The organism is Paenibacillus terrae, assembly GCF_000943545.1.
In the GTDB taxonomy this organism is placed as follows: domain Bacteria; phylum Bacillota; class Bacilli; order Paenibacillales; family Paenibacillaceae; genus Paenibacillus; species Paenibacillus terrae_A.
Genome location: NZ_JTHP01000188.1, coordinates 1 through 795, shown reverse-complemented (window position 1 = coordinate 795; position 795 = coordinate 1). Strand labels below are relative to the sequence as shown.

Sequence of the window (795 nt, the reverse complement as noted above, 5' to 3'; positions counted from 1 at the left end):
CTCCGAGCCGTGCATGTTCAGGACGATCGGATACAGCGATGTAAACCACCCGACGGTACGCTGAATATCCCAACCGGTTCCAATCGATTCCCGGCCGTGGCCTTCCATCTGAATGAGAAAATGCTCCTCGTTCGTCCACGCGTTCAAAGCCAGACCTAACCCCGTCAGCAAGAGATCGTCGATTTCCGTATGGTAGGCTTGGTTCGCGCGATGCAGCAGCTTCGTGGTGTCTTCGGTGGACAGCGACATCACGACGGGAGCGTGTTCCTCCTGTTGTGGATCCATCAGATCGGAATCCTGCGGTAGTAGGGCTGCCGGCGTCTGTTCCACCTGAGTCCAGTATGCCGTTTCGCTCAGCAGAGCCGGGCTGTTAGCATATTCTAATAAACCTTGTCCCCAGGTTTGAAGCGAATCTGTCTTCCTCGGAAAACGGATCTCTTCCCCTCTCAACGCCTGTTGGTATCCGGTATTCAAATCCTCCAGCAAAATCCGCCAGGAGATGCCGTCCACGACCAAATGGTGAATCACGATCAAGAGATGGTCTCCTTCTTGTGTATGAAACAGACCGAGCGCAACCAGCGGTCCTTCTTCGAACTGAATCCCGTGCTGCACGTGTCTGGCATGCTCGGCGATCCGTACGGCGGGTTCCGGTTCGCCGGTACAATCAAACGCTTGCAGGCTCAGCAGAGCACCTTCCATCCCTCGGTTCCGTTGCACGATGCCCGATTCGCTCACGGAAAAGTGCATGCGAAGCGCATCATGGTGCTGCACCATCCGATCGAACACGCGCTGCAC

1 protein-coding gene is annotated in these 795 nt (G+C 55.8%); it reads right to left on the bottom strand.

Going from position 1 to position 795, the window contains the following annotated elements; translation table 11 throughout:
• Positions 1 to 786 (bottom strand): condensation domain-containing protein (locus QD47_RS29600; RefSeq protein ID WP_268794286.1); only part of this gene is annotated, 786 nt, incomplete at its 3' end.
• Positions 787 to 795: the final 9 nt, after the last annotated feature.